Origin of the sequence: Paenibacillus sp. FSL M8-0228, from assembly GCF_038007385.1 — a bacterium.
GTDB classification, from domain to species: Bacteria; Bacillota; Bacilli; order Paenibacillales; family Paenibacillaceae; genus Paenibacillus; species Paenibacillus polymyxa_D.
The window spans coordinates 2,289,791-2,313,264 of record NZ_JBBOXA010000001.1 but is presented as its reverse complement, the minus strand read 5'-3'; the positions used below and the strand labels follow the sequence as shown (position 1 = coordinate 2,313,264).

The 23,474-nt window shown below is 41.5% G+C and carries 21 protein-coding genes; 4 read left to right on the top strand and 17 right to left on the bottom strand.

Features of this window, described 5'->3' with window-relative positions:
- Window positions 1-171: 171 nt before the first annotated feature.
- The 9 genes from MKY98_RS10870 to MKY98_RS10830 all read right to left on the bottom strand — a co-directional run bounded on the left by MKY98_RS10870 (window position 172) and on the right by MKY98_RS10830 (window position 8,889).
- The gene (locus tag MKY98_RS10870; RefSeq protein ID WP_069010248.1) at window positions 172-354 is read right to left on the bottom strand and encodes a hypothetical protein; all 183 of its coding nucleotides are present in this window, start codon (window positions 352-354) and stop codon (window positions 172-174) included.
- Between the two features lie 390 nt (window positions 355-744).
- The gene (locus MKY98_RS10865) at window positions 745-1,629 is read right to left on the bottom strand and encodes a PD40 domain-containing protein (RefSeq protein WP_069010249.1); all 885 of its coding nucleotides are present in this window, start codon (window positions 1,627-1,629) and stop codon (window positions 745-747) included.
- Window positions 1,630-1,675: 46 nt separating this feature from the next.
- A complete protein-coding gene (locus MKY98_RS10860) occupies window positions 1,676-2,581 on the bottom strand; it encodes a copper amine oxidase N-terminal domain-containing protein (protein ID WP_069010250.1) in 906 nt (301 codons plus the stop codon).
- A gap of 86 nt (window positions 2,582-2,667) precedes the next feature.
- Entirely contained in the window at window positions 2,668-3,558 is an 891-nt protein-coding gene (locus MKY98_RS10855) for a copper amine oxidase N-terminal domain-containing protein (protein WP_208332490.1), read from the bottom strand.
- Window positions 3,559-4,531: 973 nt separating this feature from the next.
- On the bottom strand, window positions 4,532-5,413 hold the full coding sequence (locus MKY98_RS10850) for a copper amine oxidase N-terminal domain-containing protein (RefSeq protein WP_069012758.1): 882 nt from the start codon (window positions 5,411-5,413) through the stop codon (window positions 4,532-4,534).
- A 122-nt stretch (window positions 5,414-5,535) separates the two neighbouring features.
- Window positions 5,536-6,426 carry a copper amine oxidase N-terminal domain-containing protein gene (locus tag MKY98_RS10845; RefSeq protein WP_208332488.1) on the bottom strand — a complete coding sequence of 297 codons (891 nt, stop codon included), beginning with the start codon at window positions 6,424-6,426 and terminating at the stop codon, window positions 5,536-5,538.
- Window positions 6,427-6,896: 470 nt separating this feature from the next.
- Window positions 6,897-7,181, bottom strand: a complete 285-nt coding sequence (locus MKY98_RS10840; RefSeq protein ID WP_069011430.1) for a hypothetical protein — start codon at window positions 7,179-7,181, stop codon at window positions 6,897-6,899.
- 319 nt (window positions 7,182-7,500) lie between these two features.
- Window positions 7,501-7,815: a hypothetical protein gene (locus MKY98_RS10835; RefSeq protein WP_141695489.1), complete on the bottom strand. Its 315-nt coding sequence runs from the start codon at window positions 7,813-7,815 to the stop codon at window positions 7,501-7,503.
- 798 nt (window positions 7,816-8,613) lie between these two features.
- A complete protein-coding gene (locus tag MKY98_RS10830; RefSeq protein ID WP_176715718.1) occupies window positions 8,614-8,889 on the bottom strand; it encodes a hypothetical protein in 276 nt (91 codons plus the stop codon).
- 137 nt (window positions 8,890-9,026) lie between these two features.
- Here MKY98_RS10830 and MKY98_RS10825 point away from each other — a divergent pair, with 137 nt between their 5' ends.
- The gene (locus MKY98_RS10825; RefSeq protein ID WP_176715717.1) at window positions 9,027-9,200 is read left to right on the top strand and encodes a hypothetical protein; all 174 of its coding nucleotides are present in this window, start codon (window positions 9,027-9,029) and stop codon (window positions 9,198-9,200) included.
- A 430-nt stretch (window positions 9,201-9,630) separates the two neighbouring features.
- Here MKY98_RS10825 and MKY98_RS10820 read toward each other — a convergent pair whose 3' ends face one another.
- Window positions 9,631-10,701 (bottom strand): hypothetical protein, encoded by a 1,071-nt coding sequence (locus MKY98_RS10820; RefSeq protein ID WP_081317569.1) that lies wholly within the window; start codon window positions 10,699-10,701, stop codon window positions 9,631-9,633.
- Window positions 10,691-11,266 carry a sigma-70 family RNA polymerase sigma factor gene (locus MKY98_RS10815; RefSeq protein ID WP_039273518.1) on the bottom strand — a complete coding sequence of 192 codons (576 nt, stop codon included), beginning with the start codon at window positions 11,264-11,266 and terminating at the stop codon, window positions 10,691-10,693. The genes MKY98_RS10820 and MKY98_RS10815 overlap by 11 nt, the downstream gene beginning before the upstream one ends.
- A 611-nt stretch (window positions 11,267-11,877) precedes the next feature.
- Here MKY98_RS10815 and MKY98_RS10810 point away from each other — a divergent pair.
- A complete protein-coding gene (locus tag MKY98_RS10810) occupies window positions 11,878-13,086 on the top strand; it encodes a helix-turn-helix domain-containing protein (RefSeq protein ID WP_069011428.1) in 1,209 nt (402 codons plus the stop codon).
- A gap of 135 nt (window positions 13,087-13,221) precedes the next feature.
- Here MKY98_RS10810 and MKY98_RS10805 read toward each other — a convergent pair whose 3' ends face one another.
- Window positions 13,222-13,992, bottom strand: coding sequence for an SDR family NAD(P)-dependent oxidoreductase (locus MKY98_RS10805; RefSeq protein WP_069011427.1), 771 nt, complete (start codon window positions 13,990-13,992; stop codon window positions 13,222-13,224).
- A gap of 817 nt (window positions 13,993-14,809) precedes the next feature.
- Here MKY98_RS10805 and MKY98_RS10800 point away from each other — a divergent pair.
- The gene (locus MKY98_RS10800) at window positions 14,810-15,784 is read left to right on the top strand and encodes a stalk domain-containing protein (protein WP_029517069.1); all 975 of its coding nucleotides are present in this window, start codon (window positions 14,810-14,812) and stop codon (window positions 15,782-15,784) included.
- 452 nt (window positions 15,785-16,236) lie between these two features.
- Here the strand turns inward: MKY98_RS10800 and MKY98_RS10795 are convergent, their stop codons facing one another.
- Window positions 16,237-16,482: an NAD(P)-binding domain-containing protein gene (locus tag MKY98_RS10795; protein WP_341011428.1), complete on the bottom strand. Its 246-nt coding sequence runs from the start codon at window positions 16,480-16,482 to the stop codon at window positions 16,237-16,239.
- A gap of 594 nt (window positions 16,483-17,076) precedes the next feature.
- On the opposite strand from MKY98_RS10795, the gene MKY98_RS10790 reads away from it, so the two are divergent.
- Complete coding sequence (locus MKY98_RS10790) at window positions 17,077-17,913, top strand: copper amine oxidase N-terminal domain-containing protein (protein ID WP_069011424.1); 837 nt, start codon at window positions 17,077-17,079, stop codon at window positions 17,911-17,913.
- A 679-nt stretch (window positions 17,914-18,592) separates the two neighbouring features.
- Here MKY98_RS10790 and MKY98_RS10785 read toward each other — a convergent pair.
- The 4 genes from MKY98_RS10785 to MKY98_RS10770 all read right to left on the bottom strand — a co-directional run bounded on the left by MKY98_RS10785 (window position 18,593) and on the right by MKY98_RS10770 (window position 23,399).
- Window positions 18,593-19,402, bottom strand: coding sequence for an SDR family oxidoreductase (locus tag MKY98_RS10785; RefSeq protein ID WP_023988269.1), 810 nt, complete (start codon window positions 19,400-19,402; stop codon window positions 18,593-18,595).
- A gap of 265 nt (window positions 19,403-19,667) precedes the next feature.
- Entirely contained in the window at window positions 19,668-20,504 is an 837-nt protein-coding gene (locus MKY98_RS10780) for a hypothetical protein (RefSeq protein WP_069011423.1), read from the bottom strand.
- A 12-nt stretch (window positions 20,505-20,516) separates the two neighbouring features.
- Window positions 20,517-21,269: a vWA domain-containing protein gene (locus MKY98_RS10775; RefSeq protein WP_013309992.1), complete on the bottom strand. Its 753-nt coding sequence runs from the start codon at window positions 21,267-21,269 to the stop codon at window positions 20,517-20,519.
- Between the two features lie 84 nt (window positions 21,270-21,353).
- Complete coding sequence (locus tag MKY98_RS10770; RefSeq protein ID WP_069011422.1) at window positions 21,354-23,399, bottom strand: hypothetical protein; 2,046 nt, start codon at window positions 23,397-23,399, stop codon at window positions 21,354-21,356.
- Between the last annotated feature and the right edge of the window lie 75 nt (window positions 23,400-23,474).

Genomic DNA, 23,474 nt, shown 5'->3' with positions numbered 1-23,474 from the left:
AATGATTGGATGGTTCCAAGTAAAAGGTTTCACAATGTTGACATGACTATAGCATTTCCCTATGTGCATTCTCACCAGTAAATGATATAGAGATCCCATGCAGAAACTCTGTTGGACCTTTTAATTACATGAAAAATCCCCTGATGTTGATGCAATCAAGGGATACATAGGTCATTTCTCTCGCTTTGATAATGCAAAGTTGATTATTTCTCCAGTCACAATTCCTGTCAAAATTGCATAGATTCCCATAGCGCTCATCTTATACCCCAAAGCGTAAAATAAGCCTATACCTATTGCGTAGCTCAATAAAATCGCTGCATAACGCCTTAGAAACTTACTCATGAAAATGCTCATAAGCAACTCCCCGGTTAATTTTATACTTCAATTATTGTAAAAGTTTGGTATCAATTATCAACACAAATTCCGTAATTGTTTCTCCTAGCTGTGAATATCCTTCCGACCGCATTCTCTAACTTTGTGCCTCTTCATTCTAGACAGATTGCATTGCTGATATCGAGTATTTGCGCGTCATTGCGAACCACACATACTTTCGTCCCATGATCAGCGCGGCTAATTTCCATCACATATGCTTTTTTCAGCCCTTTGTTGACCACAAGCAATCATTAAATATTCAAAAGTAAATCTATAATGTTGATAGAGTGCATTAAAGTTGAAAAAAGTGGAGTTTAAAATTATGACTATATAGATGATACGGTTTCAAAATACTCTCTCTGTATATGTCAATCAAGATTTCGGTGTTAATTGAGATATCTTCTGCTCATCATTCTTAGTTAAAGAACCCTTCTTTAAAATTGATTTTTTTGTTTCTGAGTAAGTATAGAGTACTGCTTGTGGAGAATCGTCACCTTTACTCACAAAGTCAAAACTTTTCCCATCTTTATGCCAAACTATAGATGAAATCAATGTAAAGTCCTTATCGGACACATGCATATAGCTCTTACGCTCAACATTGTATAGTCCGATATAACTTGAACCTAGATCACCGATTCCAAACGCAATCTTTTTTCCATCAGGCGACCAGTTATAGGCATCAATCTTTTCGCTCCCGGCTCCGTCACTATTCATCTCAAACATGTTTACAATAGTTTGAGTCCCATCGGATAAATTAATTAAAATAAGTCTACTCCCCTCGTGATCGCTTACATGAAGAGCTACCTGGTTGCTTTTAGATAAGGAAAGTGAGTTAACTCTCAAAGGTCGTGGGTTGAGCTTAACGAGTTGCTCTCCACGCTTACCTTTTATTTTCATAGAATTCACAACTTCATTGGCTTCGGCGGCTTCTTCCCCTTTAGCGTTAGTTAATTTTGCTGTAAAAGTAACGTCTTTATTTTTCCATACAATCTGTTTCCCCGAAACTACAACCTTAGATTTGTCTTGGTTATTATCATACTGAGAATAATCTAAGGTATTCACCTTTTTAACAGTTGCTCTAGATGTTTCTACAGTTGCTTTTTCGTCTACTTTTTTTACACCTTCCTTTGTGCTGTTTACCCCGGTATTATTCACTTCGGTCTGAGGTAGTTGATGATTTGAGCTTGCCTTACCACTACACCCTGAAATCACTAACATCACTATCGCACCTACAGACATAATCTGCACGAATTTCATAGTTTCCTCCTTACAATACAATGTGTCGTTATCCCTGCGTTCCCTTTTATAGTTGTTCTTCTTCTGGAATAGAGAAAAACATTTGCTTCGCCTGATCTTCAGTCGCTTCCCCCAGACGAGTTTTTTTGCCAGCTTTATCAATAGTCCCGAACGTGGTGCCACCCGGAACGCTATAATTATAATAAACTACGCCCTTTTGGATCGTTGGCATTTTGCCGCTTTGTTCAACAATTTTGTTGGTGAGGAACGGCAGGCTTGCATTTTTAGCTTCCTGTTGCAGGTTCAGCCTTGCAGACCAGAGCAGTTCTACATGTGTGTCAATGATACGATAGTAATTCACACTGTCCATGTGTTGTTCAAAAAATTCACTGGATTGGTTTTTTGGGAAGTAGCGAATATAAGCCATACTATCCCCTTCTTTACCTGACAGTACATTAACTTTGGCAATACGTGGAAGACTGTATGCACCATGACGAGCTACAGAAATATCGCTAGATTGGATTTCTTTCAGCATCTCTTCTGTCGGCTTAGCTACGTAAACTGTACGATCTGGGGCATCCCAGTACACTTGAGAACCGGACGCATCTGCAATGAAACGCAGCGGTACCATAACACGACCATTTTTCATTGCAGAAGAGGTAGACAGCGTTACTTTTTTATCACCTACCATTGTCTCTTTTTTACCAGCCACCAGTGTTGATTTTGTTCCGTTATTATCTACAGTTACCGTTTTAGAAGTATTGTTCCAGTTGATCGTTACACCAGGAATCGATCTTATCATATTCAATGCTACTAATGTGGAACCATTCTGAACATAGGGGTCTACATCCCCTGGCATGGGTACGTTATTCACTTGCACAATAATGGACTTGGAGGCTGCTCCAGAAACACCGCTAGCAAGCATACTAAAAGATATTGTTGATGCAAAAGCCGCTTTGAAAAATGTATTCATAATTATATTCACCTCAATAGTGTCTTCTTGTCAGCATTTCAAACTAAATTGAGCTTAGTAGTATTAATACATCGATTCAGTATTAGCTAGTGTTTTCTCGTCTCATTAGGAATAGGTTGGATAATATCTGTATAGGATTTCGCCTTTGCAGTGAGATCTTTTTGTTGACCTTTATCATCTTTGTATACAGCTTTGATATTCCCATGCTCATCATTAAACATCAAGATATCAGTCACCCATCCGACGTAATTATAACTTGGTTTTTGGCCAGCACTAGACACAATATCAGACATACCATTTCCTTGCGTAAATTGCCAAACTGCTTTGGCTACTCCATTTTTAACTTCGACTACCGTATTACCAACTCTGTTTAAATACATATATCTGGATGAATCCCCTCTCGGGAAAACGTAAGTATAGCTTAGATTAGCCCCCGGTTTTTCTAGAGAAGAAAGCGATTTGTAAGAGAATTGAATCGGCAACGATATAGCAGCCTGACGGGCTGCTTGTAAATCTTCTGCCTGTAAGCTCTCTTGGTCTACCTTATAATTACCGTCTTGAATAAATAAAATAGACCGAATCTTCTCATAGTTTGCCTTGTAGCCAAAGTTCTCCGACACAAAACGAATAGGTACCAATATCCTTCCTTGAGTCATTTGGACAGGAACGTCTACCTGAACTGCTTGGTTATTTTTAAATGCTTCTTTTTTGTTGGCTGTCAGCTTAATTTGATCTGTGCCTTTTGTGATGAAAGCAGATTGACTTTTACTATCCCATTGATAGGTTACCCCCAGTGAAGCAAGCGTGCGTATAGGGACCAAAACACGCCCGTCCTTAATAATAGGTGAAACATCGGTTGCTATAAACTTCCCATTCACATTCACCGCGTTAACGGATATCGGATTGGCAGCATCAGCAATCGCCCAGGATTGAAACATAAGTACGAAGAAAAACACAAACACAATAACCTTTTTCAAGATAAATTACCTCCTTTTTCAATAAGCACCCTTACATAAGACGTATGAAATAATTCGAAAGTTTCTAATCTATACCAAAAAATTCATATGTTTTGAGATGATGAGCGAAATGTAGCGTTCATGGTGTTTTTTGCCCTCCCTAATCCCTTTTCAAGGTCCTTCATTCGCTCCGTGGGTCTTGCCACCTTAGAGCCAGTAGCAATGAGCCTGCTTCCCTGTCTTATCCTGCCTACTCTCCTGCTCACCGATCTGGAAGCCAGCCGCTTGCTACAGTATCCAGGCTGGTTCAAACCAGCCTTTAGGGTTACAACCGGCCATTAAAAAAGAACGCTCTTGGATTCCTCCAAAAACGCCTTTTCTAAACAATGACCTTTTCCGAAATTACTTTCCTTTACGAATTATGCTCATTTTTGTAAACTTGCACGCAAAAACTGTATAATAATTGTATAACTGTAAACTAGGTGAGGGGAGAGAACGATGCTAAAAAATCCTTATTATTTAACTTTTGTTCTTTTGGTATGGCTCATAGCTAGTCTAGTTTTGCGAATTTCATATAATTATCCGAACACTCTTTATAACTGGTTGTTAGCATCATTAATAATCCGTTTAATTGTACGCGCTATTCATGCAACATATCAGAAAAATGGGAAGACCAGTAGGATAACTGATTGGGTTGTAGAATTATTTATGCTTCTCATTTCATTCGGAGTTATCATATCCATATTTTCAACTAAAGACTTTTTATGGTCAGATCAATTAATTTTTCTGCTTGCAGAGCTATATTTACTTATTGGTGTGTGCGTTAATCTTATCAAAATCAGAAAAAAGGGGTGCTCCTAGATTTCTCTAGCCCCCTACTAATTGTTTTTTTTAGCCTATCGACTTCCTGAAGCTCGGATCAGAAAACTTAAAAGGAAAGCATAGATAAAGGACGTCCCTTATTGCTCAGAACGTCCAAAATGAAGTGAAAAATCTATTTTATTTGATCTTTCCTTACTTCGCCGGAAATAGGTACAATAATATCTGCTAATCCTGTAGTATTTTTAGGCAAAGCTTGCGTTACTGGCTTCTCGGTCCCCACTTTACCATATGTGACACTATGATCCACACGTTCTTGTAAAAAATAATATTGTGTTTTGTCTTCCGATGGACGCTTTCCTTTTTCTTTCATTTTCTTCCTCGAATCTTCTTCTACACCTTCCCAAACTATATGTTTAACATCATCCTTAATTTCATAGTAAGTATATAAATTCCCAACAACATAATAATATCTCAATGCTTCTCCTTCAGGAAAGATATACTGATAATAAACACCCTCCTCGGTATTATGAAGCGCATTTTCATCCTTAGAAGGAAGATTTACAGCGATTTTACGTGCCGCCACCAAATCCGTACCTTGATACAACTTCTTATATTTTTCTGCTTGGTCAGCACTCCGAATAATGACAGTATTTTTGTCCGCTTTCCATTTTACCTCTGCTTTAAAGGCTTCGCTGATGAAGCGCAATGGTACAACTACGCGATTCTTGTTTAATTGAGCAGGCACATCCAAAGTAAGTGTTTTTTCTCCATAAAAAGCTTCTTTTTTGCCGATCGTAAGTACAAGTTTTTCTTTTACCCCAGGAGCATTGACAGTCACCGTCTTCTTGTCCGCGTTCCAGACTAGATTAAGCTTTAGCGGCTTTAAGGAAGCTAAAGAAACCATAGTCCTTCCTGCAACGGAAACAGGTGGAGCATCTGAATTAGCGACCTCACTATTGATCACCAATTGAATGGATGGTGCAGCAGAAAGCGGAATAGCAAATGTTAAAAGCATACCTAAAGTAAGCATAGATGAAAGAAAGATTTTTTTCATACCCAACTAACCTCCAATAATTTGTAATTCACTAAAAATCCATTGCTGCTTATAATTTGAATTCATAAGCAAAATAAAGAACATCCCTTGCTAAGGACGTCCTTAATAAACTGGTTCAGTTACTATTGTTTTCTCGTCTCATTAGGAATAGGTTGGATAACATCTTTATAGGATTCAGCTTTTACAGTGAAATCTTTCTGTTGACCTTTATCATCTTTGTATATAATCTTGAAATTTCCATCTCTATCATTACCCATTGTAATGTCTGTTACCCATCCGACGTAATTATAACTTGGTCTTTGGCCAGCACTAGATACAATATCATCCAGACCATTTCCTTCTGTAAATTGCCAAACTGCTTTGGCTATTCCATTTTTTATTTCGACTACCGTGTGTCCAACATTGTTTGAATACATGTATCTGGACGAATCCCCTCTCGGGAAGGCGTAACCATAGTCTTTATTAGCACTGGGTTTTTCTAATGAAGAAAGCGATTTGAAGGAGGATTGAACCGGCAACGATATAGCAGCCTGACGAGCGGTTTGTAAATCTTCTGCCTGTAAGTTCTCTTGGTCTACCTTATAATTACCGTCTTGAATAAATAGAATAGACCGAAGCTTCTCATAGCTTGCCTTATAGCCAAAATTCTCCGACACAAAACGAATAGGAACTAATATCCTTCCCTGAGTTACTTGGACAGGAACATCTACCTGAACCGTTTTGTTATTTTTAAATGCTTCTTTTTTGTTGGCCGTCAACTTAATTTGATCTTTGCCTTTTGTGATGAGAGCAGATTGGCTTTTACTATCCCATTGATAGGTTACCCCCAGTGAAGCAAGCGTGCGTATAGGGACCAAAACACGCCCGTCCTTAATAATAGGTGAAACATCAGTTGCTATAAACTTTCCATTCACATTCACCGCGTTAACGGATATCGGATTGGCAGCATCAGCAATCGCCCAGGATTGAAACATAAGTACGAAGAAAAACACAAACACAATAACCTTTTTCAAGATAAATTACCTCCTTTTTCAATAAGCACCCTTACATAAGACGTATGAAATAATTCGAAAGTTTCTAATCTATACCAAAAAATTCATATGTTTTGAGATGATGAGCGAAATGTAGCGTTCATGGTGTTTTTTGCCCTCCCTAATCCCTTTTCAAGGTCCTTCGCTCCGTGGGTTGCGTTAAGCGAGCGCCAGGAAAGTAGAGCGCCTTGGCCGGACGCTTTCTCCCGGCGTAGGCGCTCTAGTTATCGGCGTGAGTAGCGGCCCAGCGGTGCGTACTGGCTCTTAGGTGGCCGCTCTTGCCGCCTTAGAGCCAGTAGCATGAGCCTGTTTCCCCCACTCTTGTCCTGCTCGCTCCCTTACTTGCCGATCAGCGAGTCTATTTTTTACAGATATCCCGGCTGGTTAAAACCAGCATTTAGGGTTTCAACAGGCTCATAAAAAAAGACTCTTCCGGTTTCACAGAAACGTCCTTAATAATCTTCAACCCACAAAGATACATATATAAATAATACGTAAGCTAAAAGGAAGAACCCAATCACACTAAAAAGGATAATCCAGATAAAACGTTTTTTTAATGGAGACAGGATTTCCCCGCATCGTCTTAGGATTCTCTGACGGGTAGGCAACAACTCATATTCTAATTTCTTTATAACATGTTCTGCTTCTTCCTCATCTCTAACTAAAAGTTCACTCCATAATTGCTCATAGCGTTCTTGAATTTCTTCTTTTTTAGAACTATTCTCTAGAAAAGCCATTTAGTACCTCCATAATAATCCATTTATGTATAAAAGATTTGAAAAATGTACAGCGCCATTTTCCGAAGTCTTCTATTTTCCAACCTTACACATTGCCCACGTAACATAAAGAAAAACACAGGTTCCTTTTTGTTGGACCCGTGTTTTATCGTTTATTAAATTAGTTGTGGTCGATGGATAAGGCCCCGCTTATGGTATTAGCACTGTTATATGTGATACCAAAGAAATAATTTTATTTTTATTTAAATTGTAAATGCGTACAAAAATGCGCTCACCTGTTTTAAAAGTGGAACTGGACACAGCGTTATTACTGCCTAATTCATATACAGTAATGGTATAGATTCCCTAATGTGGGTAATCCTCCATTCACAGTTCCTCTAATTTTAATTTCTCCTGAGCTGTTTGTAGGGAAATAGTAGTTAGTATAAATAGTGTCTCTTACACCTGAAAATTCAGCAATATAAGTACCTTGGCTGTTAATGTTCCAGAACAAGGTTGGGTACGTAATGCTGAATAACCCTAAGCTGCTTGAAGTGCTTATTTTCTTAGGATCAAGAGCAAACGTCTTATCTGTTGCTGGATCTAATATTTCGACTTTAGCATCACTCGTTGTTTCTATAACTGGTTTATTCATATTATCTACAATACCAATTTTATCTACCGCTTTTTCGTTACTTCCAGTTCCTACTGGCAGAACTTCGACAGAAGGAGTCGCCTGATCTTTAGTTATTTGCTAGCGGCAGGAACCGAAGCGGCGGATACAGAAGCACCTAAAGCAGCAACCATTGTAAGTGTAGCAAGCATAGTAAACCATGTTTTCTACATTTGTAATTCCCTCCATCCTTTAATTTTTATTCTATTGATGTATAATCTTTGTATGCAAATAGTTACTAATCTTTTTTTGTAATTTACAACTATTTTTTTATATTTTTCGGAATATCCATGTTAATTATACAGGTAACTTGATATTTTTTCCAACATACTCAATTAATCAATAGCGAATATACCGGAATTGAATATATAGCACTTGTTTTTGTTAAATGCGCAATTTAGGAAGATTCACCTTCCCCATGACAACTTGATTTTTCAACAATTATAATCTCGTATATTTTTTCAGGGGGGAATTTACATGGGCTTTTTGATCTTCGTACCACAGTTTCTAATCCAGGTGTTTACCATAGTCGTCGCTTTAGTGATATACGATAGATTTTTCAAAAGAAGATAATCAATCAGTAACATAGTAGAATACATAATCACGTAAAAAAGAGCGATTTTTATCGTTCTTTAACATTCATTTATATGTATTCAGTTGATTATCCTGTCCGTCGCTCCCTGATCTCATCAGAAAAGTTATGTACCAGCTTCCCTTGGTATATCAACGTTTTTAACTGATTATGTGATAATGAGGGGATATTTCGCACCCATGTTTCGTTTATCGCGTTTTACTTAACAGTATCAAGCCCCCATACACTTTAGCTGTGACGAAGTTTACTGCCTGGCTAGCAGGGTCCACAGCCCAAAATACATCAAAGTAACCCCCTCTGCTATTATCCGCATAAACAATGGTAGCACCTTTTACAGTGCTTACTCCCCAACCTGGTATACCCAAAAACGAAAAAATACCGGTAAAGGTTCCTCCGGATATTGCGAATTCTCCCTGTACTTCATTTGGCGTTGCTACTGTACTGCTGATAACAAGCATTAGCATAACGGATGCCATCCAGGCTGATACAAATTCCTCATTTTACCACCTACCACCTAATAATATGATATAATTGTAACAACAATACATAGAGTACATATATATCACTATTGGCACACTTTTTTTAGAAGGAGTTTTCAATTTTGAAGAATATCGCAACAATCTTGGTCGTTGGATTTTTTACTGGAATATTGACTATATATATACTTAATGGAAAGGTAGAACTAAATGGTTTATTAGTTTGCTTTTTAAGCGCAGGTATAGTAGCACTAGGCTTCTTGGCTGTACATTTAATAAAAAAGTGCGTAAAAAAATGAACACACTCTAAAATGAGTCCGGATCTCATGGACTCATTTTCATTCACACACTACAGCGTTATCGCATATTGTTTTAGCTGGCATATGTATAAAACCCAACATTTTGTGCACATGTCTGCCCCTCCCACGATCGCAAAAACGGCCGTTTTCGGCCTTATCCTTCGGCGGCTCATGGACGTTTACTTCTCCAAAAGCTTCAGCACGTTGTCCCAATCACTCGGCAGTCGGATTTTTGCCTATTCTGCCGGCATTTCTTCGTCTTCAAATTGACTCAAAATGAACTTTCCCTTCTGTATCAATGATGACCATAAACAACCAACCCATGCCCTATTTTTTGACTGTAAAGAAGCCATTATTGCATTTCGAATGCAATGTAAGAATATCTAAAAAATAAAATACAGGCGCCATTTCTGGCGCCTGTATTGTCTTCCTACCAAGGCGTTTCCGTTTTGTGTTCAATCACTTTCAATACTTTGGGTTCCAGAATCCGTTTCAATAGTTCCAGCGTACGATCGTCATCAGTAGCTGCACCATGCGGATCGGCTTGGATTTGTTTTTTTGCCTGCGTACTTGCGATTACGTCCATGACTTGTTGTTTGGAAATCTTTTTAGATGCTGCGATCTCGACGACAGATGCCCCCTTTGCCAATTCTTGTTTCAAGTCTGCTGGACTCATGTGAAGTAAAGAAAAGAGCTCTTCATCGTTTAAAAAGGCATCCGCAGTATAGTCAGGCTTGCCGTTAGTCATGAAAAAGCCTTCCACGGATGGAGCAGGGCCGCCTCCGATCAGAGAAACGCTGATCGTATTCCCTTGAACGAATGCCTGATAAAACGGCGTTGTTGATCCCTTTTCGGTGTAGTTCAATATAAATGTTTTTTGGTCCGGGTTCTGCATCGGCTCCATGTTACATTCGTACTTACTGGAGCTGCCGTACAGTTTGTTAATGAGGTCATCTACTTTCGATTTGATTTCTTGATCGGTTAAGGAGATGACCGGCTTCTCCTGAGGCTCCCAATTCTCTTGGTTCACTTGTTCGATTTCACCCGTGATACCGTTCAAATCAAGTCGGACCTTTTTGCCGTGAGCTCCCTTTTCCTGCAGCACGATGCTTGTTTGAATGGCTTTCCCCTGACTTGTATTCGCGGGGTCTCCTCCAATCTGGCTGGCGTCGATAATTTCAAACGACTTGGTTTCCGGATAAGAGCGATACAACTTTTCAAGCGCTGCTTGGCCAACCGCATCCATCTTGACTTGTTGGGCTGTCATCGGTGTCCTCGTAATCATTTCAATCAGGGGAGGGGCCGCGAATGCCGCGGTTGGAATCATAATTACTGCAGCAACAATGCCGCCGATCAATCGTTTTTTCATCGTTTTTTTGCTCCTTTGCCGTTGTACGTATTGAGAATAGGATTGTTCGATTCGTTTGGAAACAGCCGGGGGACATTCCATGGTCTCTGCCTCTTGGTGCAGGTACTCGCTGACTTGACTTTCAATAGGCATTGTTCTTTTCCATCCTTTCCAACGGGAGATTTCCCAATTGTTTTCGAAGCGACTGCAGGCCGGCATGATATCTGGACTTGACTGTACCCAGCGGAATATCGAGTAATGTCGCAATCTCCTCCAGCGTATAATCGTGATAAAAGCGGAGGATGATCACCGTTCGCTGTTTATCGGTCAGCTTGTGCATGGCCCTCGATATCTCGGGGTCTGTCCCATCCGTCCTCAACGTGGGCTGATCCCAATGATACTCTTCCCGAGAAAAGACACGGATGCGTTCGAAAATTCGGAATCTCCTCCAGCTTTTCACCCGGAATCTTTGCACTTGTCGGATGACCAAGCCGTGCAGCCAGAAGTGGAAAGGACGATTCGGATCGTAGTTGGGAAGCGAGGTCCACATTTGCATGTAGATCTCATTCATAATATCTTCGCGATCCTGCGGATGATCCACCAGAAAAGAGACGGTCCGGTAGACATCCTTGTAGGTGGCATCATACAACGTATGAAACGCCTGCTGATCTCCTTCGATCATTTTTGTGAGCACGTGGTACATAGATTCACTTTGCATTCAGAGGGCCCTCCTGAGTAAGCAGCTTACACCCTATATTGTCGCTCGATGGAAAAAAGGTTCGGTTTTTTATGTTTTCGGTTGGGAGCCTATGGATTGTAAGAAGGCGAGCAGCGGCATGAAAGCGTGGAAGACATGTTGTTCTTCCGTCAGACTGCACGGTGAGCTCAAGGAATTAGGCCTTTGCAGGAGCTATCTGATCAAACCCAATAAAGATGAGTTCTGAACAATAAAGTTGAGTTCTAACTGAAAAAAATACAATAAAGTTGTGTTCTCAAAATTAAAGAGACCCGACGGTAGGTTACATCATAAGAACTCTTTTAGAGCAATAAGGGTAATTGATAATTAATTCAAAACTCAATATTATTGTATATGCTCGAATGAAAATGATGATTTTGTGAGACCAAGAACTCTACTTTATTGTCCATAGAGGGTTACAGAAGAAAACACCATTTTTTTTTACTCTAGGATCTCCAAAAGAAAAAGTGATCGATGTTATGGGTACTTCAACGTCAATCATAGAAACTCATGGTCTATAGCAATAATGAGGTTATACTATAAATCTTAGTTATTGACTGACAGGTTACTTAATCAATTTAGGAGTGGCAATAATGGTGAAACAAAACTTAGAATATATCTCTCAATTGATCTATGACACATACAATATTCCTCTTTTTATTTTCAAGAATAAAAGTCATCGTATTACTAGAAGTGGAAAACAGCTAAGACATCCTCTTTTTGATTCAATAGAAACATTTATAAACAGGCTCATTCAACCTGGCGATCAACAAAACGTTCCTTTGATTAGAATAACAAACTATCTAGAAACGCTCATTGTATTTCATTCATCTTCCACAGAAACGATAATAATCGGACCTTTCACTTCCTTTGAGGTTACCGAGAACACCGTAAATGGTATTATGCATGATCATCAAATATCCTCTAGTTATCAGCAAGAGTTATGCCATTATTACAGTCAATTAGAGCTGTTAAACCAAAAACAAATTGTATCGCTTTGTTCACTCACGTATTTTTTAATCTACCAAGAGCCTATGGATGAAGAAATAGTGAGATCTCAATTAATGAATTTTAACGAAATTGAACCCACTCATATTGAACAAGCAATACGGCATCTTCGTCTGGAAACGTCTTTTCATTTAGACCATAAAACTGAGCAGAAAATATGGCAATATGTGAAAGAAGGCAAGAAGGAAAAGCTGTTACAGCATTTAGAATCAATTGAAATGGAGGGATTGAGTCAACTTTCGAAAAAAAGCCACCTTCGTAACATTAAAAATCAAATCATCATTTATATTGCACTTGCGACGAGGGCAGCTATTGAAGGCGGTCTTTATCCTGAAATTGCCTATACAATGAGCGATATTAGCATTCAAAAAGTTGAAGAAACGTTTGACCTACAAAAAGTTTTATTAATTGGTGATAACTTATTATTTTCATTAGTTGACCGTATGAATGAAAATAGGGAAAGTGCACATTCTAAGGCTGTGAATACTTGTAAAAACTATATATTCAATCATATATTTGAACAAATTTCGATAAAGGATTTAGCAGACCTCGTCCATTTAAATCCAGTTTATTTATCGCAGCTCTTTAAAAAAGAAACAAACAAACATATTGGAAAATATATCCAAGAAGAAAAAATAAAAGAGGCACAAAAATTATTGATCCAAACGGACTATTCTGTAGCCGACATTTGTATGTTGCTTCATTTCAATAACCAAAGCCACTTTTCAAGCCTATTTAAAAAATTTACGGGTGTAACACCAAATCAGTACCGAAAAAATATACTCAATCATTAATTGATTGTTCACGAAAAAAACTGCTAATCCATGCAGATTAGCAGTTTTTTCTTATTAGATGCGTCTATCTCTCTATTAACCTATACCTATTAATAGCATAGATCGCAATATGCACCATCTATTTCATTTAAGGTATTAAGCGTTAATAATGACACCGCCATCTACATTGATTGTTTGTCCCGTAATGTGTCTAGAGTCTTCACTCGCTAAAAACAGTACGACAGGTGCAATATCCTCGTAAGGCGTGCCAAACCTTCTTATAGCAGTTTGTGAGAAACCTAAATAAAGTGGATCTCGTTGGCCTTCAGGCATTTGGTCCAAATATGCTTGAATCGCATCTGTAATGGCACCTGGGTTTACGACATTTACATTAATATTGTCAGGTCCCCATTCACGCGCAGCTACTCTCGAAAGACCACGAATTGCTTCTTTAATCGCTGCATATGCTGCATAGCCTTCTTGTCCTTCATTCCCACTTCCAGAGCCAAAGTTAATGATTTTACCACCATTTTCTTTCAGGTATGGATAGCAAAGTTTCATAAAGTCCCATGTTGTAACAAGACCCGTCTGGTAGCTTCGTTCTAGAGTCTCCCGCGTATGATCTAAGAACGAATGAGGTGGCTCAATCGCCATCGCTAAATTTACTAAAATATCTACAGTTTGATATTGTGCAACCGTATCGGAAATAAATGCTGTTGACTCTTTAAGATCAGTAGCATCAAATGCTTTTGCAAATACATCTGCACCTTTGCTTTTACATAATTCAGTAGTTTCGTTAAGCCCTTCTGCATTGATATCACATAATGCCAGTTTAGCACCTTCTTCTGCAAAACGAAGTGCAATATATTTACCTAATCCGCCACCTGCCCCAGTAATAACAGCAACTTTTCCAACTATTTTGTTCATAATGTCTTCTCCTTCTTTGCTAACAATTGCTTTAAAATCGATGAAGTAGCCTGTTAGTCAATAACAAAGATTTGTAGTACGGTTTCATTTTAAGCAAATTTTTTAGTGTAAAATATGCATTTTTAAAGATTTTTATAAGGATTTATAGGATGTTTACTTTTTGTTATTTCAAAATATTTAATTTATTTTATCAGGGTTACGTAAGACAATTGAAAGTGCAATTCGTAATGGAAAAGTAAAATCCAGTTTGGAAACAATCAATAATACTCCTGTTTTTAAAATCTTATTTTTGTGCTTAACGATGTAAATGCAATACCTAGAGTCATCCCTTATACCACAATCGGGCGCATTTGTGGAGTAACGCAGGATGAGTACTATTTTTTCTAATGAATAAATTTAAAATTATGGAATTTAGTACACAACTTTATTGTATGTACACACTATCAGCACCAAATATTAAGTTGGCTATAATTTTGTATATAAATCTGTTTGAGTGTAATGGACATGGCCGCAACCAATTTTAGAACTGAAAAATTACTAAAGGAGCTGGAGGCTCTTTTCCAAAATTGATTGAGTCACTTGCAGAGTAAATGGGATCAGAACACCAGACCACTTCAACCTTGAAGTGGTCTTTTTTATATAGAGAATAAGCTCTACAGGAATGTTTAGCGCAACAAGGCAGCTGATCCATGAGTCTGTGGTCAGCCAATCTATGGATGGAAACTTTTTCAAGTTCACCCGCGTCTAACATACGAATAAAGATTGCTGGTATGCATTCGGAAAGAACGCTGCCGTCATGAGAACAGGAGTGGATACTATGAAAAAGCTTCTATGCACATTCGCCGTCATCGGTGCATTATCCGTCGGTACAACCGCATTCGCCACCGTGGATATTGGCATTACGGTGAGGAGCAAGCCGATCGCGACCGACAGTCCCCCCATCTACGATCAGGGACGGGTGCTCGTGCCGATCCGAGCTGTCTCCGAAGCACTGGGCGCTGCCGTCGATTGGGATGCGAAAACGGACACCGTGGTCGTCCGAAAATGGTCGCAGACGATTAAGCTGACCGTCGGGAAGAAGACGGCCGCGACCGAGACGTTTGGGAATAACTCGTCCTCGTCGGGTCCGATTTCGCTCGACGTGCCAGCGAAGGCCGTCCATAATCGCGTCTACGTGCCTCTGCGCTTCGTCTCCGAGCAGTACGGCTACAAGGTGGAATGGAAAAACAACACTGTCGCCATCGAGTCGCCACTCTCCGATAAGCAGCGGGACGCGCTCTATACCGGCGATCTGGCCGCAAGCAGGAATCTGGTCATGGAAGCGATGTTCTCTGGAACCCATTACGAGCATACGCCACTGCGGACGCTCCACGAATCCGAGGATTACAGCACCGCCTTCCTCTTTCCCGAAGGAGAGGCACTCCGCTTCTTCACCATCGAGGGCAATGAGACGGCGACCTATTACGAATACAAGGACGATTTCCTTGTCGCGACATGGCAGGCCCATTTTGACGGAAGCATTGGAGATAGCTTTCAACTGCTGCTGGAGGAAAAGCTGAAGGACCGTACGGGTCCGACGCCGAAAATCGACAAGCCGCTGGTATTCTATAGCAGAGGCATTGCCGGAGATTCCAGCACCGAGGAAAGCGGCCTGATCGGACTGGACGGGAAGGTCACCCGGATCGGCTTCGAGCATACAGTCGGCGGTTCCGTGACCGACTCGTCTGGAAAGCTAACCGTGACGCAGCCGGACGAGGTGCGCAAGGAGGTCGTTCCCATCCCGCAAAATTAACAGCCTCAACGGATGTTCAAGTCTATTGCTTCTATCAGGAGGCGCCAGTAGGCAAAAAGGGATGGGATAAGATTATAAGTTCTTGTCCTTTTCGGGTACCGATTCATGTCTTGGGAAAGAACATGTATCACGATAAAAACAAAAATCCGCGAAATCCGCGAACCCGATACGTAATATGTTCTTTTCCTCCGACACATCCGTCAGGAGCATCGGAGAATTAACTGAATAGACCAGTGAATCTTGGCGTTTAACATGATTTTTTCGGATAAAAAATAAGTTGGGGCTACCGTGTGGCGCAGCCTCTTCGAAGTTAAACTAACGTTCTCCGTTAGCTTAGTCTTTTCTCAGGTTTTGAACAGGTTGTCCCCGTACTATGAATTTCTTAACATCTGTAGACTGGAATTGCTTAATAAAGCGGGTATTATCTCGTGAACGCGCACCGGATTTTGATGTTAGTCTTGTCTCTGCTCAATGCTCAAAAGGTCGACAATAGACTTGACATAGGAACGGGCGAGTCCACTTGTCATCGAGATGTGAACACCACCTGTTCCAAGCTTCTCTAAGAAGCCTTCGTTCATGACGACGCTTTCGACAGATGCATCATCCCATAAAATGGTTGCAACAATTCCCCTGCTCATTACTGTCTCAACCGGCCGGGACGCCAGCTGTGCGCCCTGAGCAACTAGGAAAAAATTAATGCTACTCTCTTACCTTGAACCAGCGCTCGAAGCGTTCGATGTTGGCCTGTAAATCAGCGCGGAATTGCTGTAACCCACCGATCTTCTGGTCAGCCTCTGCGAGATGCTACCGCAGGATAGAGAGGACTTTCTGCTTAGGTTGTACTCCACTAGGGTCAATGAAATAGAGATCAATAACGTCCCTTATTTCTTCCAGGCTGGCGGTTGATGTTGGTTTGCAGCATAGTACAGAATGTAATGACTGGGCTCCTTTCATGCTCATTGAAGGTGTAAAAGAGCCTTATACTTTTAAGCCACGCTTTGAGCCTGATCAAGAAGTACAAATGAAATTTTATGTCCCTTCTGACTACAAGATCGACAAGACTATAATGACGGATCATACATTAGAAGAGTTCGTTGGGCTACATCCTACATTGGTAAAGATTCAGAAGATAATATTCCTTGGCGAAACAGTCAAACCTATGATTATTGTTCTATGCCACGGAGTAAAGTTGTAGTGGATTACGTACATGGAGGAGAGGAAACAGATAATATATTTTTAGATTGAATTCCATGAGGGGCTGCTAGCCCCTCTCTTTTAAGGAGGATATTTTTATGGGAAAGATGTTGTTCAGAATTATGCTTATAGGTGCATTGTTTCTTTGTTTTTCTCTACCCTATATAGGAAAAATGTCAGCTCAGAGTATAACTCCAAACACTCCATTTTTGAAGATTAACAATTACTATGTCTTGTTCACAGCCCCCAAAGCACCTTATATTGATCAGAATAATCGCTATATGGTACCTTTGAGATCCATAAATGATTTGTTGGGAGGACAGACTACGTTTAACCCAACTTCTAATACGGCTACAATTAAGTTTGGAACACACAAGGTTGAGTTTAAAATGAACTCCACTGAGATTGTTACCGACTCGAGCTCGTCCGTGATGGATACCGTCCCTGTGCTTTATAAAAATGCGATGTTTGTCCCTTTAGGGGTACTTACTAAGCACTTAGACATACACCAGGAATGGGATCAGCAAAATAAACTGTATTCCCTCTCTGGGAAAGAATTAATGAAGACACCTTTGATGGAGAATGTAGAAGATTTGGATCATTTTAGAGAACAAGTGGATAATGAAAATGCATTCCAGTTGTTATCGTACAAATTGACCATGGGAGAAAAAATTCATCTGGCCATTACAGCTAAGAATATGACAGGGAAAAAGATTAGTGAGGGCATTGAAGATTTAAATACCACTTTTATTTTTTCTGACAATAGCACGGCCGGGGAAAATAGAAATCGTAAAAGGCCCAGTATAGATAAGGATGAAATTGTAACTCGCGAAGATGACATAGATTATGTGAAAACAATAGAGAATAATAAAATTATCAAACATGAACTGTCGTATATTCTCTTTAAGGGCAGAACTCTAAAGACTCACAAGTAAAAAAGTACTTTTACTTGTAGAGTGGAATGGGTCAATAGTAAAGCTGATCCTAGAAAGGATCAGCTTTACTATTAAATATTAGATTTGTGAGTTTCAAATTCCTTACGTTCATAAAAATACCCCAACCTACTCCATTGTCAATTAGGGACAAACTTGATAAATAGTGATTGCTTTCTCCGTTCCGAACGGCGTTTTACTTGACTGATTATTTATGTATTAGAAAGTTTATCAAGAGTATGTCTATATTTTCGACTGCCTTCTTTATTCTGGGGTGTTATCATGACGATCATCATTTTTATTCATATAATCCTCCTCGTGCAAATCTTCGTTTATAAAATAAAAATGCTGACTGTACTGAACCACGACTTGTTCTAAACCAAACCTTTTACCAGCCAACAAATTCGCAATCCACGCACTCATATAGAGTGCGACGACAGCGAAAATGAAGGAATTAATACCCTAATGATATCAATTCCATGCATTTCCGAAAAAAACGATGCCAAAAAAGCTTGAATCGACTATTGACTTCTAACGAAGAAAGCTAATTTAAAACCATTTCGACAAATTTCGAGGTGCGAAAGATCCAGGGTTTTTATGTGAGCTTCACATTTGCACCGTAACCAAGACATACACTCAGGATACCACAAAACATTTCTCTGTCCCAGACAATGCTCTATTTCTAAAACAATAACGACTCTGCCCCGTCAATGACAATTTGTGCGCCAGTAATGTGACGCGAATGATCTGAGGCCAAAAATGTTACCAAATCAGCTACCTGCTCGGGTTGACCCGGTCCATCTGCCAACGGTTGCCCTCCTTCAGGAAACTTGACGGGGATGGTAATTTGCTTTAACCCTTCCGACTTCTCCGTGGTTTCATCAATATTCGTCGAAATGGCACCCGGATAGATGACATTGACACGAATACGAAACTTAGCCAGCTCCAGTGCAGCCATTTTAGCAAAACCAGTTTGACCCGCCTTCGATGTGCTGTAGGCTGACATCCCAAAGCTGGTAAAGCGCTGATTTCCATTAATGGAACTGGTAATAATAATGCTGCCGCCACCGTTCTTTTTCAAATGTGGAATTGTATACTTCACCGTCAGGAAGGTACCGTCCAGATTCGTGGACAATGTTTGCCGCCAATCCTCAATGCTCAGATCCTCGATCGGTCCGACGACTCCGTTAATCCCCGCATTAGCAAAAATGATATGCAGACCGCCAAATAATTCAACCGCTTCCAGAACTGCTTTTTCCACACGCACCGGATCGGCAATGTCCACGTCAAATGCCCGCGCTGACCCTTCACGTATAGCATTAATTTCTCTTTCTGTCTCCAAAATACGCTCATTACTTACGTCAAAAAGAGCGACATTCGCTCCTTCTCTAGCCATTTGAATGGCCGTTGCCTTGCCAATGCCAGAACCAGCCCCCGTGATCAGAGCCGTTTTTCCTTCAAAGCGTGCGCCTCCTGCATATGTGTAGCTCATATGTATCGCTCCCTTTCAGTAATCTGTATAATCACAAGATTACCCAAAAGGATATACTTTATAATCACCATTTTTGCGCATTTTTTGCTATTCCTTTGCGATATTTAAGAAAAGTACGAATATTACGCGCATTAGCGCGTCTTTCCTTCTCCTCCTCGTTACATTCTATAAATATCTTAACGAATCGTAATGTTCTATGTATTCATCAAAAAAAGGACGTATACATCCATATCCATGGTTGTATAACGTCCTTTTGCTTATTCATTTACCACTGCAGCTCAATAAATGCAGCATCATCATCAAGTCCCCCGGTGTGGGATGCATCCAGCAATACCTGTATCTGCTCATCAGGGACAGGCTCGCGAATGGGGTCCAAATCGGATAAACCGTCCGTATATACCTGTAATCTCATCGGCATATCTGCGGATATGCTTCTTTCATACCAATGAGGCTTCCCTCCAATCGGCCCACGGCTTGTAGACCAGCGCTCCGCTGTAGAGAAGGTATGATCGAACAGCTCGCTGATTTCTTCGGCACCGTTCCATAGTCGCAAACGTGAATCCCCTTGCCAGGCAAGTCGGAGACGGCCACGGCTGCCACGCTTCGGCAGTTCGATTTTACCGCAAATATACATGGACTGGCTACCTTGACGACGTTTATCTTCCAATACCGAACGCATTAGGCCTGATTCGTGATCCAAAGGCTGCCGATCCAGTTCCTCTGCCGCTGTACCTGCCAAACGTTCAAGGTACACTCTCAATTGATCAGCAGACAGATCTTGTCCCCGTTCCATCCAATCCAGTAAAGAAGAACCCAGATAGCGGGCCGCAAAATCTCCTCGGTAACTGAGCCCGACACCATCACACAAGACAAAACAACAGACGGATTTATGAATACGTACTGCGGCGAAATCCTGTCCGCTTTCTCCCATACTGGCAGATTCGGCAGACCTTCCATAGCCATAACGACACATAAAACGACTGTGATGAGATGATAAAGGCTGATCGCCTGTCTGAGAGCTTATGTAAGCAAATTGCTGAGTCAGCCTTGCATTCATTCCCTTTTTTTTGCTCGCGGGGAGCAGGGACAGCGGTGGATTCATGCTTTTACCTCCTTACCGTACAGGCGTTGCGGCCGACATTTGAAACCCAATGGACACCAGCTCCGCACAGGTTCCGGGCAGCATCATAATGGCTCCTTCACCTAACTGATAATCTGCCTCAAATAGCATTTCCCGATAGCTTTCAGGCAGCACAGAAGACATATCACGCAATTTCACAGCATGTTCATCCTGCAACGGCGTATTATGTGTCAGACCTTTCCAGCGACGGGGGTCCTGAATAGGCGTTTCCAGCAACCTGTCGGATAAAAATATATTTTCCACCAGTACATTACCGTCCGGTACGCTCATGCTCATAATACGCTTCGCAATCGGTTCGGGATCATCACCTGTGGAAACTCCATCTGTCATATGACAGACCAAAGGTGCAGGACAGTCCTGCATCCCTGGTAATTCCGCTTGCAAAATACGCTCAGCTTGCAAGAAGGCCTTTGCTGAATCTGAAAACCGTTTGGGCGTCAAATCGGGCAACGAACCAATGGCCGCGATTTCATCAATTCCCTTGACACCATTCAGCAGGTCATACACGTCGTCACTATAAGCCAAAATCGCAATCCGATAGCGCGCTGTCAGCCGATTTCCTTTGGTTGATCGAAAAACCATCTGCCGGATCGCCAACGATATAGCTTCATATACAACGTCAATACGCCGCCGCCCCTCCATCAGCATGTTCATCGACGCGCTGATGTCAATCAGGTAAATGATCAGGGCGGGAGTGCGTTGTGAAGCCTGTATTGTATAATTCATGGTTTGTACATGCTCCCCTCAGTTACCTTCTATCTCCATCTGTTTCGTATCTATCATTCCGCCTATATATAAACATATGAAATATTAAATTTTAGGCAGTCTAAAATTCGTATCTCCTAAAAAATTATAAATAGAGGAGGCCCGATATCCTACTTCACCTACCGAACGATAATAAGAAGGATTACTATCATATAGTGATCTAAAACGCTTCGCAAAGCTCTTTGCCTTCGCAGCGCTGCCACCTTCCTGAGAGGCATACGCCTTGTTGTACAGGGAAATAAGCTGAAGAACGTTCTCCTTGTTTCGTGCATGCATGGACTCTTTTTGCTTTTGTTCCGCCTCGGCTGCTGCCTTACGAGCTGCCTCTTCCTGGGCGGCACGAGCTTCCTGCTCTTTTTTCAAAGCCAAGTATTTTTCATACTTTGCCTGTTGATCATACGCTTTTTGCTTCGCCAACTTGGCAGCCGCCTGCTTATTTTGTTCCTTTTGAGCGAGATAAGCTTCATATTTAACCTGTTGAGCGATAAGGGCTTGCTGTTTCTTCTGCTCTTCCTGTTGCTTTTGAGCAGCAAGTGCCTGTTGTTTGGTCTGCTGTTCCGCTTCCTGTCGTTGTTTCTCCGTCAGCAATTTTTGAGCCGCTTTCTGCTCGGCTGCCAGCTTTTCCTCGGCCGCCTTTGCAGCCTTCGCTGCCTCTTCCTGCTTGGCTGCCTCGATTTGCCGCTGATTGGACTGATCTGCAAGAATATTCACGGCTGGGATTCCAGCTGCCAATAGAACGACTGCGGCCGCAGTTGTCACGATAAACGCTTTGGAGCGATACCAGGCTTTTGTTTTTTCAGGTTGCTCTGGCGTCATGGGATTCAACTGCTCCTCTAGTCCTGTGATCGCAGCTGACACCTCCACATGCAAAGGACTGCCGTCTTCTACAAAATGATACAACGACCGGTATACTTCCAGCGCTGCAGCAGGTTTGTTTTGCTGCTCCAAATCACGTGCCTGTCGGAACAGCTTGTCCGTTACCCCACGCTCTCCTTGCTCCAGGGCGGCCTGATTTAGCAGTGCAGCCTGTTCAGTCTTGAGCGGTGCAGGCGCTGACAAAGAGGATGCAGCTTCACTGGAAAGGCCACCCACCGCTGCCGATTCTATTGTTTCTGTCGCAGCAGGTTCCGGTTCTATAGCCTCAACTGAAATTTCCTGCTCAGTAACCGCATTAAGTACAACCAGCCATTCGCCAAAAGTAGGGCAACTGCTTAAATCCTGACTATCCCAAGCACGGCTGAACAATTCTACCACCTTGCTGCCCCAACGAGATTCCAGCGATTTTCGTAAAATAAAATAACGTTCGCAAGGCGTCTGCATTTCATGCTGATCAAAATAACTTTCGCCCCACGCTTTGTCGACTACTACACGGTCAGACCAGCCTAACATTTCTCCTATAATGATTGCCCCTGCAAAACGGTCTGCATACGCACTCCACAACCCGCTGTGGACGGTACGATGGGCGGCATACCCTGGCGAACCTGCCAATAGAGCGTCTGGACGATCCATTTTAGTACTATACATTTGTTCCACGTCCACCAATTCCACAGCTGACGTGCCTTCAGGCAGTTCCACTTCAGAAAAAAACGGAAGCATCACATTCGGCGCCGATAAATCACAGTGCGCCAATCCTTTTTGCTCCATAGCTGAACCGATCCCTGCCAATGCTCTGGCTAAAGCCAGACTATCGGAAGCCTCAAGCTGACGCTGATCTGTGAGACAATCGAACCATGTCATACCGTGAACCCATGGCATCAGTACCGCATACAGCAAATCAGGCTGCTCGGCAATCAGACTTCCGTTTCTTTCTGGAGTGAGCACATCACGCTTGCATACCTGCAAACCGGGAATATCCCCGTATGCTTCCATATGCTCAGATTGATAAACCATAGCCGGGATGCGGAACTTCGGAAAAAACACCTTAAGGGCTTTTGCCTCATGTGGCGCTCCGTTTTTGGCATTTAGCTGGTATACAATTCCCTGACGCCCTGCTTGAGCATAGGCTAAACCGGGTGCAGCGGGATGTCGTCCAACCACATAAGCTGTGCCGTTTATGATCAATTCGTCTCCCGGATTCGGTTGAAAAGACATGAAACATCCCTCTCCTTACATCATTCAGTATGCTAGTTTTCCTCACCTTATTATATACATCTATGGATGGCAAGA